The following is a 14,364-nucleotide window of genomic DNA, read 5'->3' as shown; positions in this document are numbered from 1 at the left end:
GTTCAGGGAGCGCGCGCGAGCCAGCACAGCAGGCGGCGCGGTGCAGTGCCGTGCTGGCCGACGCGGCTCCGTTGACACCGATTCCACCGAACCGCCGCCCGCCGGGCCCGTGCCCTCAGGGCGCGGCCGCCCCCGCCTCGCCGGGCGCCTTCCCCGTCTTCCCTGCCGCTTCCGCTTCCTGGTCCGCCAGGAGGACGATCTCGATGCGCCGGTTCTTCGCCCGCCCCTCCTCCGCGGCGTTCGACGCCACCGGCGCGAACTCCCCGTACCCGGCCGCGGACAGGCGCTGAGGCGACACCCCGCGCTCGACGAGCGCCTCGACGACCGCCACCGCGCGCGCCGCCGCGACGTCCCAGTTCGACGCGAGCTTCGCGTTCTTCCTCGGCTTCCTATCGTCCGTGTGCCCGCCGACCTGGAACCTGTGATCCGGTATCGTCCGGAGCACACCGGCGATGTCCGCCAGCACCTTCCGCCCCGCCGGCTTGACCTCGGCCCTGCCGGCGTCGAACAGCGCGTCGCTCGAGATCTCGATCAACGGCAGCCCACCGCGCATCGCGACGCGGACCTTCCCGCCGTCGACCATCGCCTGGAACCGGCTCGCGAGGTCGCGCATGCGCGCCGCCCGCGCCTCGGCCGCCGCCTGCTGGCGGCGCAGCTCGTCGACCTTGGCCCGCGCCTCGGCCAGCTCGGCCGACAGGCTGCCGCGCTCGTTGGCGAGCTGGCCAACGCTCTGCCCGGCGCTCCGGAGCCGCGCCGACAGCTCCTCGTTCATCGCGGCGAGCTCGTCCAGCCGCCGAACGAGCCCGGCCTCCGCGGTCGTCGCCTCGGACAGCCGGAGGTCGCGCTCGCGGAGGTCGTCCTCGAGGCGCCCGAGCTCTGCCTCGAGCGCGGCGACCTGCGCCGACCGCTGCGCCGCCTCGGCGCGGGCGCCCTGGGCCTCGGCCCGGGCCTTGTTTCCCTCCTCACGCTCTCTCCGGATCTCGGCGCGCGCCTGGTCGTAGAGCTCCTGCCGGACGAGGCAGCCCGGCGTCGCCAGCCCGAGCAAGCCCACCGCGAGGAGCCGCGCCGCGGCGGGCGAGCGCCGCGAGAACCACGCCGGGATCGAGCCGGCCATCGTCGTGTGTCTCATGAACCCCGCCGACTCTGGCATGAAACCGCGGGCAGGACGAAATTGCGGGCGCGCGCCCGGCCCTGCGCGGGCTCCGCCGCGCGAGCCCATCGCGCTGCGCCGCGGACCCCTGGTACCCTCGGCCCCCGTGAGCTCTCGGCGCACCTGGTTTTCCGTGGGAGTCCTGGCCGCGACGACGCTGGCTGCCAGCGCCGCGGCGGCGTTCCCGCACGTCGTCCGCGAGGGCGAGACCCTCGCGCAGATCGCGGAGCGCACCTACGGGCGCGTGCAGATGGAGCAGGTGCTCGTCGCCGCCAACGCGCTCGACGCGGGCGCCGGCGTCCCGATCATGCCCGGCCTCCGGCTCGAGGTGCCCGCGCTCGGCCACCACCGCGTCACCGCCGGCGAGACCTGGGCGAGCCTCGCGGAGCGGCTGCTCGGCGCCGCCGACCGCAGCGACGTCCTCGCGCTGTCGAACGACACCTACCCGTGGATCGAGCCGACCGACGGCCTGGAGATCATCGTGCCGTACAACCTGCGGTACGTCGTCGGCCAGAACGACAACCTGCTCACCATCGCCTATCGCTTCCTCGGCAAGCGGGACAAGGCGTGGATGCTCCACAAGTACAACCACCTCAAGAAGGACACGCTGCGCCGCGGCATGGTGATCCTCGTGCCGCTGACGGATCTGCCGCTCACGGCGGAGGGCAAGGCCGAGGCCGCGAGCGCCGGCGCGCTCGTGCGCTCCGAAGGGGCGGGCCGCGCGCGCGAGGCCCAGCGCCGCGTCGACGCCGAGCTCCCGCAGCTCGCCGGCGACGTGCGGAGCGGCCGCTACATCGACGCCGTGGCCCGGGCGAACCGCCTGCTCGGCTACGGCGACCTCGCCCGGATGCAGGTCGCCACGGTGCACCGGCACCTGCTCGAGGCCTACGTCGCGCTCGACGCGACCGGGCTCGCCGAGACCGCCTGCGCCGCGTGGCGCGAGGCCGATCCGACCGCGCCGCTCGACCCGATCGAGCTGAGCCCGAAGATCGTTCGCGCGTGCACCTCGTCGACGGATCTGCACCTCAGGGCCCCAGCGCCGGAGCCCACGCCGCCCCCCGTGGACGCGGGGGTCGCGCGGTGATCTCCCCGGAGCCCGCGCCCGAGCGCCTGCCCGCCGGGCACCGCGTCGCCTCGCGGTACACGGTGGAGTCGGTCATCGGCGAGGGCGCCTCCGGCGTCGTGTACCGCGCCGCCCGCGACGAGGACGGCCGGCGCGTCGCGCTCAAGGTGATCCACAGGCACCTCTCCGGCACGCCGCAGATCTTCAGGCGCTACCACCGCGAGGCCGCGATCCTGAAGCGCGTCGAGGGTCCCCACGTCGTCCGGATGCTCGATTTCATCGAGGAGGGCGGGCTCATCGCGATCGCGCTGGAGCACATCGACGGCAGCTCCCTCGAGGAGCTCCTGCAGGAGCGCGCGCCGCTCGACATCGACCTGGCGATCGAGATCGCCGTCCAGATCTGCTCCGCGCTGGAGACCGCGCACGCTGCGGGCGTGATCCACCGCGACCTCAAGCCGGCCAACGTGCTCGTCGAGCGCCCGTCCGCGTCGCCGGACGAGCACGCCGGCGCCGCGCCCGCGCCGCTCGCGGGCCGCGTGCGCGTCGTCGATTTCGGGCTCGCGAAGGTGGTGCACGGCGAGCAGATGACGACCGGGCTCACCGAGCAGGACATGATCTTCGGCACGCCCGAGTACATGGCGCCGGAGCAGGTGCGCGGAGACGACGTCGATCCGCGCTGCGACGTCTACGCGCTCGGCTGCATCCTCTACGAGATGGTCGTCGGCGCCGTGCCGTTCAGCAAGCGGACGCCCATCGCCGTGATGACGGCGCAGATCGCCGAGCAGCCGCTGCCGCCGCGCGCCAGCGAGCGCGGCCGGCTCATCTCGGCCGGCCTGGAGGCGGTCATCCTGAGGGCGCTCGCCAAGAGCCCGGCCGACCGGCACCCGAGCGCCCGCGCCTTCGCCGACGCCCTGCGCGCCTGCCGCGAGCGGCGCTTCGTCGGCCACTCCCGCGAGAGCCTCCACGACGCCATCTCGATCACCGAGCTGGAGCTCGAGCGCACCGGCCTGGACCACGCCGCCTTCGCCGCGAGCGACGCTTTCATCCCGGACGTCGCGCCTCCCGCCGCGCCGCGGGGGAGCGCGGTCGTCCCGGAGCTGCCCGCGGCGAGAGCTCCGGTGTTCAGCGAGGCGCCTGGCAACGGCGCGACGACGGCGGGCCTCAGCGGAGCGCCTGGCAACGGCGCGACGACGGCGGGCGGCTTGTCGCGCGAGCGCATTCTCTGGACCGTGGTGGCCATTCTCTGCGCCGTCGCCGGGATCGCGGTCGGCACGCTGTTCGGAGCACGTTGACCGCGCGCCGCCCTGGAATGCGATGATGACGTGGCGCGCCCGGATCGCGATAATCGCGATCATGCGCTCCCTGCTGTACGGCGACGCTGCCCCCGCGGCTCTCCTCTCTGCTCGGCGCCGGCGCGTGGGCGCGCTCCGCTGCGCCGCCGCGGCGCTCACCCTCCTCGCCCCCGCCGCGGCTTCCGCCTACGACGCGCTCGCCGCGCCGTGCCCCGACGACCCGCTGTTCTGTGAGCGGGGGCCTGTCACCTTCCAGCGCAGAGAGGCCATCCCGCTCGAGCTCGATTTCGAGACGGGCTGGATTCCGCCGGGCTCGCCGCTGCAAGTGAGCTTGCGGGCGGCGGTCTATGCGAACACCGAGGTTTCCCTGAGCGGCGCGCTCGAGGCGACGTGGCCAGAGGCGCTCTCGCTCACCGCCCCCGGCGACGACGGCGGAAGCTCGTTTACCTGCGATTATGGGCTCGACGTCAGCGCCCAGGGGCGCATCAACGTCTCCGTCCTGGGCCAGGACGTCGACTGGACAGGCGATATCCCCTACATCCCCCAGGTCGACTTCCAGGTGCACACCCGCGACACGTTCGACGGCTGGGGCTGGGAGCCGGGCATCACGCTGGCGAGCTCGACCGACGTCCAGCGGCTCGCGTCCGTCTCCCTCGCCGACATCCTCGGATCGATCCCCGGCATCGACGGCAGGTTCGAGCTCGATGTCGCCATGGACGTCACCGCCCATTACGTGACGCATCGCGTGGCCATCGAGACACTCGAGCAGACGACGGTGCGCGGGGGCGACATCACCGCGGAGCAGGGCGCGTCCTCGACGGAGTACCTGGGCGGCCCGTCGGTCGAGCTCAACGTGCGGCCCGAGGGCTCGGTGCGGTACGAGGGCACGCTCCACCTCATCCCCGCGTTCGCCGTCAGCCTGCTCGGCCGCGAGTGGTCGATCCCGATCGCCGACATCCCGCTCGATTTCCCGATCACCGAGCGGGACTGGATCTTCGAGGGCGAGCGCGTCCACGTGCCGCTCCCGGACCTCGCGCTGGACACGCAGGAGATCGACTTCGGCGCGGTGGAGGTCGGCAAGGTCAACGCGGAGCTCGTCGCGCTGTCCAACGCCGGAGAGGCGCGGCTCGACGTCGCCGTGACGACCGACGACGCGGAGAGCTTCGAGCTCGCGGACGCGGCGCTCGAGATCGACGCCGAGACGGCCGTCGATCTCGCGATCCGCTTCGCGCCGAAGGCCGCCGGCGAGTTCACCGCGACGGTCCTCGTCGCGTCGAACGATCCGGACGCCCCGGAGCAGGCGATCACCGTGAGGGGCGTCGGGGTCGAGAGGCCGGAGGCGCCGCAGGACGGCGGTGAGCCGCCGGCGCAGGACAGCGGCTGCGCGTGCCGCGCGGCCGGCGCGCAGCGCGGCGGCGGCGGGGCGTGGGCAGCCGCCGGGCTGTCGCTCGCCGCGCTCGCGGGCGGCCTCGGGCGCCGGCGCCGCGCGGCCTGAGCCTCAGGCGGCGCTCGGCGACCCCACGGAGATCTTCCGGCGCGTCGACACCGCCGCGATGCGCTCCAGCTCCTCGCCGCGCAGGGTCTCCTTGAGCACGAGCGCCTCCGCGGCCGCCTCGAGGCCCTCGCGGCGATCGACGAGGAGCTGCTTTGCCTTCAGGTACATCTCGCCGAGCCGCTCCCTCACCTCCTCGTCGATCTCGCGCGCGGTCTCCTCGCTGCAGGTGCGCTCCTCCTGGATCACCCCGAGCATCGGCGCGCCGACGTTGCGCGACAGCGCGGGCAGCCCGAGGCGCCGGCTCATCCCGAGGCGGGTCACCATCTCGCGCACGAGCGCAGTGGCCCGCCCGAGGTCGTCGTGCGCGCCGCTCGACACCTGGCCCAGCGCGATCTCCTCGGCCGCCCTGCCGCCGAGCATCACCGTGACGCGCGACTCGATCTCCTGCTCCGTGACGAGCTGGCGCTCGTCGCGGGGCACCTGGATCGTGACCCCGAGCGCGCCGATCGTGCGCGCCACGATCGACACCCGCTCCACCGGATCGGCGGCCGGCAGCGCGAGCGCGACGAGCGCGTGCCCGGCCTCGTGGTAGGCCACGCGCCGCCGCTCCTCCGCGGTCATGATCTGCCCGCGCCGCCGGAGCCCGAGCTGCGATCGATCGAGCGCCTCGTCGAAGTCGGCCTGCCCGATCTCCCTGGCGCCTCGCCGCGCCCCGGCCAGCGCCGCCTCGTTGACGATCTTGGCGAGATCGGCCCCCACCATGCCGGGCGTCCGGCGCGCGACGAGCCCGAGGTCGACGCCGTTCGCGAGCGGCACCCGCCGCGCGTGCACGGCGAGGATCGCCTCGCGGCCCCGCAGGTCGGGCCGGTCCACGATGACCTGACGGTCGAAGCGACCGGGCCGCAGCAGGGCAGGATCGAGCACCTCGGGCCGGTTCGTGGCGGCCATCAGGATCACCGTGGTGCGCGCGTCGAAGCCGTCGAGCTCGGCGAGGAGCTGGTGGAGCGTCTGCTCCCGCTCGTCGTGGGTCGCGATGGCGCCGAGGCCGCCCCGCGCCCTGCCCACGGCGTCGATCTCGTCGATGAACACGATGCTGGGCGCGCTCCTGCGCGCCTCCTCGAAGAGCTCGCGCACCCGCGCGGCCCCGAGCCCGACGAACATCTCGACGAACTCGCTCGCGTTCAGCGAGAAGAACGGCACGTTCGCCTCGCCCGCCACGGCGCGCGCGAGCAGCGTCTTGCCCGTGCCGGGCGGCCCGATCAGCAGGAGGCCGCGCGGGATCCGCCCGCCGAGCGACCGGTACCGCGACGGCTCCTTGAGAAAGTCGACGACCTCGACGAGCTCGTCCTTGGCCTCGTCGACCCCCGCCACGTCCGAGAAGCGCACCGGCTCCTGCCTCGACCGGTCGTAGACCTTCGCCTTGCTGCGCAGGAACCCGAGCGGCCCTCCGGCCCCCTGCCCCGCCCGGCGCAGCATCAGGAAGAACACCGCGTTGATGAGGACGAGCGGCACGAGCCAGATCGCCACCTGCAGCCACGCCGAGGAGGCCGCGCTCTTCGCCTCGATGCGGATCCCCTGGTCGAGCAGCGCCCTCATGAGCGGCTCGTCCTGGACGCCGGGCAGCCGCGTCACGCGGACGCGCTCCCCGGGCCGCTCCGCGCTGCCGCGGCGGACCAGCTCGACCTCGTCGGGCTTCACGACCGCCGCGGCGACCTCCCCGCGCCGCACCTCGGCGACCGCCTCGTCGTACGGCACGAGCGGCCGCCTCAGCGGCCCGAGGATCCCGGAAAAGACCAGGATCGCGACGGCGATCAGCAGGTATCCGAGCCACGCGCGCGACACCGGTCTCCTCTCGTCAGCCATTCCATGGAGCTGATGTGTGGTGGGCGTCGCCACGGCAAGCCCTCGGCCCCGGAAGAACGGGAAAGCAAGCGGTAAAGCCGCGCGAGGGAAGGAACGCAGGGCCGGCCGAGCGCGGCCCGGCAGGGCCCGCACGGCGGGTGATCGCCCCGGGGATCCACGCTAAGAAAGCGCCCCTGTGCCGCCCTCTCCTGCCCGCGCCCCGCTCGCCGCAATTCCCATCGACTGGGGCGGGCTCGCCCCGCTGCGCCTCAGGTCGCGGGCCATCGCCGAGGGCGTCTACGCCGGGATGCACCGGAGCATCCGCAAGGGCGCAGGCGTCGAGTTCGGCGGGCAGCGGCCGTACGTGCCGGGCGACGATCTCCGCTTCTTCGATCGCCGCGCGCTGCTCCGCCACGACCGCCTGATGGTGCGCGAGTTCGAGACCGAGACCGATCGCGCCCTCTGGCTGTGCGTCGACGCGACCGCCTCGATGTCCTACCGCGGCCGGCGCGCCCCCGGCGCCAAGCTCGCCTACGCGGCGCTCGTCGCCGCGGCGATGGCCCGCGTCGCGCTCGCCACCGGCGACCCGGTGGGGCTCGCCTGGCTCGGCGGGGCCGGCACCCACGGCCTGCCCGCCATGGCCGGGCGCGAGGCGTTCGAGCGGATCGTCGGCGCCCTGGAGGCCACGTCGGCCGCGCAGGACTGGAGCGGCGACGCGAGCGCCATCGAGCGGGCGCTCGCGCCCGTCGCGAAGAAGGCCCGCCGCGGCGCGGTGGTCCTGCTCATCTCGGATCTACTGGATCTCGCTCAGGAATCTGGCGCGGAGGGCGCGCTCTCCGCGTTCGCGCCGCTCGGCACGGGCGGCCGCACGCTGATCGCCCTCCAGGTGCTCGACCCCAGCGAGGCGGAGCTCGACTTCGAGGGCAACGTGCGCCTCCGCGCCCTCGAGGGCGGCGCAGTGGTCGAGGCCGACGCGGGCGCTGTCCGCGCGCAGTACCAGGCGCGCCTCGCCGAGCTCACGGACGCCTGGTCGCGCGCGCTCGCGTCGCGCGGCGGGCGACTGCTCCGGGCGACGACCGACGAGCCGCCGACCGACGTCGTCCGCGCCCTCGTGCGGGCGATCGCGGAGGCGCGGCGATGAGCTTCGTCACGCTCGGCGCGCTCCTCGTCGCGCTGCTCGTCGGCGCGCCGATCGCCGCGCACCTCTTGCGCCGCCGCCGCGCCGAGGAGCGGCCTTTTCCGCCCGCGCGCCTGGTCCCGGCCACGCCGCCGACGGCGCGGCGCCGGAGCCTCCTCGAGGACCGCGCCCTCTTCGCCACCCGGGCGCTCTCCGTGCTCGCGCTCGCGGTGCTCGGCGCGACGCCGCTCCTGCGCTGCTCGCACCTGTCGCTCAGCCGGAAGGCCGGCGCGTCCGTCGCGCTCGCGATCGTCGTCGACGACTCGCTGAGCATGCGGGCGCGGTCGGGCGGCGGGGGCGGCGGGAGCGACGCGCGGCCTGGCGGCGCGCCCTCGCGGTTCGAGCGCGCGCTGACGGCCGCGCGCGAGCTCGCCGGCGGGCTCGCGCCCGGCGACGCCGCGGCGATCGTCCTCGCGGGCGCCCCGGCCCGCGTCGCCCTCGCGTCGACGACGAACCTCGCCGCCGTCACCGAGGCGCTCGCCGCGGTGACGCCGTCGGACCGCGCCACCGATCTCGACGGCGCGCTCGACCTCGCCCGCGACCTGCTCCGGGGGCTGCCCCAGGGCGACAAGCGGATCGTGCTGCTCAGCGATCTCGCGGACGGCGCGCCCGGCGCCCCGCCCATCGCGGGCACCCCCGACATCGCGACGTGGGTGCCGCTCAGGGAGCTCGAGGCGGGCGGCGAGGACTGCGGGATCGTGCGCGCCGATCGATCCGGCCAGAGGGCGCGCGTCCGCGTCGTGTGCACCGCCGCGTCGGCCGACGCGCAAGGGGCCGCCGCCGCCCCGGAGCGCGACGGCGGCGCGGCGCCGGCGGCCGCCGCGGGCGCCTCCGCCGCCGCGGGGCGCTCGCTCGAGGTGCGCGCCGGCGACGCGGTGCTCGCCACGGTCGCGCTCCCTCCGGCGCTGCGCGCCGAGGAGATCGCGATCGACCTGCCCTCCGGGACGCCCGAGATCCTGATCGCCGCGCTCACGGGCAGCGACGCGATCGCCGAGGACGACCGCGCGCCGATCATCTCCGCCGGCGGCCCGCTCTCGATCGCGGTCGTCGTCGACCCCGCGACGACGCACGTCGAGACGGGCGGCCCTCCGCCGCTCGAGCAGGCGCTCTCGGCGCTCGACCTGGACGCGCAGATCCGGCCGCTGCCCACCGTTCCGGAGCACGCGGACGAGCTGGCCGCGCACGCGGGGCTCATCGTCGACGACGCGCCGGGGTTCACGCCCGAGGTGCGCCGCTCGCTCGCGGCGTGGGTCGAGCGCGGCGGCGTCGCGCTCCTGACGCTCGGCCAGCGCGCGGCCGCGGCGCCGCTCGGCGCCGGGTTCGAGCCGCTGGTGCCCGGCGTCGTCCGATGGTCGACGTCCCCGGTGCCGGGCGTGGATCCCGCGACGGCGGGCTGGCTCGGCCCGTCGGCGGCCGGCCTCGCCGACGTCGCCCCGCGCGGCCGGGCCACCCTCGGCCCGGAGGCCTCCGAGGGCGCCGAGGTGCTCGCCCGGTGGAAGGACGGCGCCCCGTTCCTCGTGCGCCGCCCGCTGGGGCGCGGCGTTGTGCTGTTCATGACGCTGCCGCTCAGCACGGAGGAGAGCGACGTCGCCCTGCGGCCGGCGTTCCTGTCGCTCCTCGACGGGTTCGTCGGCGCCGCGCGCGCCCGGGGCGGGGCGCGCCGCCTCGCCGCGGGCGAGACGTGGACGTTCGACGGCTACAAGGACGTGAAGGTCGAGCGCGTGCGGGTCGACAGCAGCCAGGGCTCCGCGGCGCGCGAGCCGCTCCCCGTCGCCGAGGTCGAGCGGAGGCTGCGCGTGTCGCCCCCGATCGCCGGTCTCTACGAGCTGACCCTGGACGGCGAGCGCTCGACGCGCGTCGTGTCGGTCCCGGAGCGCGAGATCGACCTGCGCCCCCGGCGCGTCGCCGAGAGCGCCCGCGCGGCGGAGCTGGGCGGCATGTCCGCGTCGATCGACGCGTCGCCCTACGTGGCGCTGCTGCTCCTGTTGCTGCTCGCGGCCGAGCTCCTGCTGCGCGCCATCGGAGCGCGGCGAGAGCCGGCGGAGGCCCGGGCCGGATGAGCAGGCGAGGGTCCAGGCCGGCCGGAGCCGGCCGAGGGCCTCAGTGCGTCTGCCAGTGCGCGGGGATCTCGTCCGCCGGCGGGAACTCGGGCTTCGCGGGCGCCGCGGCCACGGGGGCCCGGCGCGGCCCGTTCGGCTTGAAGCTGTGCTCCGCGGCGGGGAACGTGCGCGACTGCACCTCGTCCACGTAGGCGCGCGTGGCCTCCACGATCTGGTCGCCGACCTCGGCGAAGCGCTTCGCGAACTTCGGGGTCAGCTCGCGGAACATCCCGAGCAGGTCGTAACAGACGAGCACCTGCCCGTCGCACCCGGCCCCGGCGCCGATGCCGATCGTCGGGACGGACACGGCCGCGGTCACCTCCTGCGCGAGGTCCGGCGGGATGGCCTCGAGCACGATCGCGTAGACGCCCGCCTCGTCGAGGGTGCGCGCGTCGGCGATGAGGCGCTCGGCCGCCTCGTCGCCCTTGCCCTGCACCTTGAAGCCGCCCATCGCGTGCACGGACTGCGGCGTGAGCCCGAGGTGGCCCATCACCGGGATGCCGGCGGCGACGATCCGGCGCACGTGTTCGGCGATCTCCGCGCCGCCCTCGAGCTTGATGCTCTCGAAGCTGCCCTCCTTCATCATCCGCCCGGCGTTCTCGAGCGCGTGCACCGGGGAGAGCTGGAAGCTCATGAACGGCATGTCGCCGACGACGTGAGCCCGCCGCGCGCCCCGCGCCACCGCGCGCCCGTGGTAGCAGATCTCCTCGACCGTCACGGGGAGCGTCGTGTTGTGCCCCTGCACGACCATCCCGAGCGAGTCGCCGACGAGCAGCATGTCGGCGCCGCCCTCGTCGAGCAGCCGCGCCATCGTGAAGTCGTAGGCCGTCACCATCGCGATCGGCGAGATCCCCTTGCGGGAGCGGATCTCGGGGACAGTGACCTTCGCCGAGCGCTGCGCCGGTCTGCGCGCGCTGCCGCCACCATTGCCTTGCGGACCGTACATTGTGCCTCCGGGTCGCGGCCGCACCTGCGGTCCACGCCTCCGGGGAGGCTAGAGCGGGGCCGGCTCCCGGGCAAGACGCGGCGCGCGGGCCGCCGCGGTCGCCCTGCCGCAATCTCCAGCGATCTCCCACGGTTACGGGTCGCCACGGACGTTGCGCCGTCGCGCCGTCGCGCAGCCGCGCAGCCCGGTCAACCTTGGCGCTGGCCGGCGCTCCCGGGGGGGAGCGCCGCGGCCGGCGCGCGCGGCGGCGCGGCGCGGGGGTTCGTCAGCGCCGTCAGGACGTGGTCGCGCCAGGCGCCGTCGATGTAGAGGTAGTCGCGGGCGTACCCCTCGACGACGAAGCCGAGGCGCCGGAGCAACCGGCCGCTGCGCTCGTTGTGCGGCAGGTAGTTCGCCATCACCCGGTGGAAGCCGAGCGTGTCGAACATGTACGCGAGCGCCGCCTGGAGCGCCTCGAACATGACGCCCGAGCCCACGGCGCGCTGGTCGAGCGAGTAGCCGAGGGTCGCGGCCTGGAAGGCGCCGCGGACGAACTGCGTGAAGTTGCAGACGCCGATCACCTCGCCCTCGGGATCGCCGCGCCACTGCAGCGCGAGCCGCAGCGCCCGGTCCGCGGCGAGGTCGTCGTGATCGCGGAGGAGGCGCTCGCGCCAGAACGCCTCGGTGTAGAAGCCCTCCGGGCGCGGCGGATCCCACCGGGCCAGGTGGTCGCGGTTGCGCTCGAAATAGGCGAGGTAGCGGCCGGCGAGCTCGGGGGGCGGGACGAGGAGGCGCAGCCGCGGCGTCTCGATGCAGACGGGGCTCTTCAACCCGGCCTCCGCGCGCGACGCGCCTACGACAGGGTCCCTTCGTCGAGGCGTCGCATCCCCTCGAGGAGCAGCGCCTCGGGCGAGGCGGTGATGCTGCGGGTGCTCGGCGAGAAGCTCGGATCGAGGCGGAAGTCGCCCTCGCGGAGGGTGAGCATCCGGTAGAACGCGTCCTCGCCCTGCGCGCCGGCCCAGAGCGCGTGCACGACCTGCCCGTCGGCGAAGTGGATCTCGCCGGCCATCGAGTTCGCCTGGATCTTGAGCGCGCACGTCTTCCGGCCGTGCCAGAGGATCTGGATCATGTCCGGCAGGCCCATCTCGGCGAGCGAGCCGGACACGCCGCGCGGGACGGCGGTCGAGGAGCGCCGCTCGATGAGCTGGCGGAGCTTGGCGGCCATCACGTCGGTGGAGGCGGGCTTCGAGACGAAGTCGTCGACGCCGAGGTCGAACGCGCGCTGGGCGGTCTGCCGGTCCGTCTTCGCGGTGAGGATGACCCACGTCTTGTCGCGGCCGAAGCCGAGCTTCAGCGCGTCGGCCCGGAGCGTGAGGCCGGCGTCGGGCTCCTCGAGGTCGATCTCGCTGACGACCACCTCGATGTCCTTCGTCTCGAGCTCGCGGCGCGCTTGCGCCACGTTGCGCGCGATCGAGACCTCGAACCCCTGCTCGAGGAGCCGCAGCTCGAGCACGGTCGTCTCCTCGGGATCCGGGTCGACGATGAGCGCCTGGTGCCGGTCGGACAGGAGCTTCGCGCGCATGTCGTCGCCGGTCATGACCTGGCGGAAGAGGTCGACGATGTTCGGATCGAAGATCGTGCCGCGGTACTGGGCGAGCACGTCGCAGGCCTCGGCCGGGCGGAGCGCCTTGCGGTACGGATTGCGCGGGTTCTGCGTCAGGTCCGCGTAGGTGTCCGCGACCGCGAGGATGCGCGCGCCGAGCGGGATCTCCTTGCCGGACAGGCCATCGGGGAAGCCGCTGCCGTCGTAGCGCTCGTACATCAGGCTCATCGACGAGACGACATCCTGCGGCAGGCCCACCGACTCCATGAGGTGCGCCGGCAGGTCGACGCTCTTCGTCGCGGCGAGCCGGTGGCCCTCGTACTCGGCGACGTTGAGCGCGGTGAGGTGGTACGGGCCGTTCTTGCCGAGGTCGTGCAGGTAGGCCGAGGCCACGTAGCTCGCGACCGTCGTCGGCGGCAGGCCGATGCGCTCGCAGAGCTTCCGGACGATGCGCGCGACCGTGGAGGAATGGCCCCGCAGGTCCTGCCGGTTGTTCTCGAGCAGGCTGACGAGGACGTTGAGCGTCTCGACGTACGCGTGGCTCGTCGTCGGGTGCGGCGGCGGAGGGACCGGCGCCGACACCGGCGCGGCCTGCTGCGGCTGGACCGGAGGCGATGGCGGCACCGGCGTGGGCGGGGGGCCGGCCGTGGCACCCCGGGGCGGCGCCGAGGGCGCCCGCATGACGGCCGGAACCGGCGGCGTCGCGACGAGCGGCACAGGGATCGGCGCGAGCGGCGGGGTCGCGTGCGCAGGCTGCCCGTGCATCGTCTGCGTGTGCATCGTCTGCGTGTGCATCGGCTGGACGTGCGGCGGCTGCGCGTGCGCGGGCTGGGCGAGCATGGGCTGCCCGTGCATCGTCTGCCCGGGGATCGTCTGCCCGTGCGTGGGCTGTCCGTGCATCGTCTGCCCGTGCATCGTCTGCCCGTGCATCGTCTGCGGATGCGGCGCGGGCACGTGGGTCATCGACGCGCGATCGTGAATCATCGATGCGCGGTCGTGCATCATGGACGCGCGATCGTGGGACGCCGACGTGCGCTCGAAGGGGTTGCTGTTGGCGTTGTTGTACAGGATCTCGTCGAACGAGCTGACCGGTCGGAGCAGCGAGTTGAACGCGGTCGTGTCGCCCCGGTAGTGGTACGCGATGGCCGCGCGCACGGCCGCCGGCCTGGCGACGATGGCGCGCACGTCCCGCACGCCCGCGGCCAGCCGGATCTCGTGCAGCGCGGCGTCGTTGTCGGGGTCCGCTGTCGCGACCGAGAGCGTCGTGTTGCGCTCGTCGAGCAGGACCGGGAAGACGCCGTGCAACGTCGCGGTGATCGCCGAGACCTTGGCGAGGACGCGGGGCTCGATGATCGCCTTCGAGAGCTTCTCGGTCGAGACGAAGCGGGTGTTGTGGACGGTCGCGATGAACTTCAGGAGCTCGGCCTCGTTGACGATATCGAGCTCGATGATGGCATCCTCGATGCGGCCGCGCGTACGCATCGCGTACTCCACCGCGCGACGGTGGTCGTCCGGGGTGATGCGCCCCTCGAGGACGAGGCGATCGGCAATCCGCTGGTTCAATCCGTGAACGGAAGCCATCGAAACCCTGATTCTACTCAAAAATTGGGGGTGGGCGCGCGCCGGAGAACCCTCGCGGACAGGAGCACGCGGGGAGAGCTGGCTTGCCGCTCGCGGCGTATACAGCCATGGGGTGCGCTCGATAGATGAGAGCAGAG

General features: G+C 74.3%; 10 protein-coding genes. 5 read left to right on the top strand and 5 right to left on the bottom strand.

From position 1 onward, the window contains the following. Nucleotides 1–115: 115 nt before the first annotated feature. Nucleotides 116–1,129, bottom strand: coding sequence for an OmpA family protein (locus WMF24_RS02605; RefSeq protein ID WP_437734746.1), 1,014 nt, complete (start codon nucleotides 1,127–1,129; stop codon nucleotides 116–118). A gap of 127 nt (nucleotides 1,130–1,256) precedes the next feature. Between WMF24_RS02605 and WMF24_RS02600 the strand changes: the two genes are divergently transcribed. The 3 genes from WMF24_RS02600 (at nucleotide 1,257) to WMF24_RS02590 (ending at nucleotide 5,000) form a co-directional block, all read left to right on the top strand. Continuing rightward, entirely contained in the window at nucleotides 1,257–2,234 is a 978-nt protein-coding gene (locus WMF24_RS02600; RefSeq protein ID WP_437734745.1) for a LysM peptidoglycan-binding domain-containing protein, read from the top strand. After that, nucleotides 2,231–3,505, top strand: a complete 1,275-nt coding sequence (locus WMF24_RS02595) for a serine/threonine-protein kinase (RefSeq protein ID WP_437734744.1) — start codon at nucleotides 2,231–2,233, stop codon at nucleotides 3,503–3,505. Before WMF24_RS02600 ends, WMF24_RS02595 begins: the two co-directional genes overlap by 4 nt. Before the next feature lie 61 nt (nucleotides 3,506–3,566). Then, entirely contained in the window at nucleotides 3,567–5,000 is a 1,434-nt protein-coding gene (locus WMF24_RS02590; protein WP_437734743.1) for a choice-of-anchor D domain-containing protein, read from the top strand. A 3-nt stretch (nucleotides 5,001–5,003) separates the two neighbouring features. On the opposite strand, the gene ftsH is transcribed toward WMF24_RS02590, so the two are convergent. Beyond that, complete coding sequence (gene ftsH, locus WMF24_RS02585) at nucleotides 5,004–6,842, bottom strand: ATP-dependent zinc metalloprotease FtsH (protein ID WP_437734742.1); 1,839 nt, start codon at nucleotides 6,840–6,842, stop codon at nucleotides 5,004–5,006. A 196-nt stretch (nucleotides 6,843–7,038) separates the two neighbouring features. Between ftsH and WMF24_RS02580 the strand changes: the two genes are divergently transcribed. Together WMF24_RS02580 and WMF24_RS02575 are read left to right on the top strand one after the other, a co-directional pair. Then, nucleotides 7,039–7,983, top strand: coding sequence for a DUF58 domain-containing protein (locus WMF24_RS02580; protein ID WP_437734741.1), 945 nt, complete (start codon nucleotides 7,039–7,041; stop codon nucleotides 7,981–7,983). After that, nucleotides 7,980–10,079: a VWA domain-containing protein gene (locus tag WMF24_RS02575; protein WP_437734740.1), complete on the top strand. Its 2,100-nt coding sequence runs from the start codon at nucleotides 7,980–7,982 to the stop codon at nucleotides 10,077–10,079. The genes WMF24_RS02580 and WMF24_RS02575 overlap by 4 nt, the downstream gene beginning before the upstream one ends. Nucleotides 10,080–10,119: 40 nt before the next feature. Here WMF24_RS02575 and panB read toward each other — a convergent pair whose 3' ends face one another. The 3 genes from panB to WMF24_RS02560 all read right to left on the bottom strand — a co-directional run bounded on the left by panB (nucleotide 10,120) and on the right by WMF24_RS02560 (nucleotide 14,227). Beyond that, entirely contained in the window at nucleotides 10,120–11,064 is a 945-nt protein-coding gene (gene panB, locus WMF24_RS02570) for a 3-methyl-2-oxobutanoate hydroxymethyltransferase (protein WP_437734739.1), read from the bottom strand. Nucleotides 11,065–11,252: 188 nt separating this feature from the next. Next, nucleotides 11,253–11,873 (bottom strand): GNAT family N-acetyltransferase, encoded by a 621-nt coding sequence (locus WMF24_RS02565; RefSeq protein ID WP_437734738.1) that lies wholly within the window; start codon nucleotides 11,871–11,873, stop codon nucleotides 11,253–11,255. 23 nt (nucleotides 11,874–11,896) lie between these two features. After that, complete coding sequence (locus WMF24_RS02560; RefSeq protein ID WP_437734737.1) at nucleotides 11,897–14,227, bottom strand: HD domain-containing phosphohydrolase; 2,331 nt, start codon at nucleotides 14,225–14,227, stop codon at nucleotides 11,897–11,899. Nucleotides 14,228–14,364 lie beyond the last annotated feature (137 nt).

This window comes from Sorangium sp. So ce1335 (assembly GCF_051521615.1).
Taxonomy (GTDB): domain Bacteria; phylum Myxococcota_A; class Polyangia; order Polyangiales; family Polyangiaceae; genus Sorangium.
Note: the sequence above shows the minus strand (reverse complement) of the source record. Positions and strands in the feature narration are given on the sequence as shown.